General features: G+C 46.4%; 1 pseudogene. It reads left to right on the forward strand.

Going from position 1 to position 304, the window contains the following annotated elements:
- A pseudogene (gene yfhL / locus AC0L3J_RS37875) lies at positions 1-134 on the forward strand (4Fe-4S dicluster ferredoxin YfhL); the annotation flags it as partial.
- Between the last annotated feature and the right edge of the window lie 170 nt (positions 135-304).

Below are 304 nucleotides of genomic sequence, written 5' to 3' on the forward strand. Positions count from 1 at the left end.
TCACTAAAAAATGCATCAATTGTGATATGTGTGAACCCGAATGCCCGAATGAGGCGATTTCAATGGGAGATCATATCTACGAGATTAACAGCGATAAGTGTACCGAATGCGTAGGGCACTACGAGACACCAACCGGGCGGGCATTATACGCGCATTCTTTACTCAGACCAGTTTTTTCACCAGCGCTTCACTATGACGAATACGTTCTGGTGCCAGTTCCAGATCCTGCTGAATCAGCGCAATGAACAGCAAATCCGTTAACATTCCCTGAGCGTGACAAGCAGAGATTGAAGCACTGTTTGTC

It is taken from the genome of Bradyrhizobium sp. Kon37 (assembly GCF_055807535.1).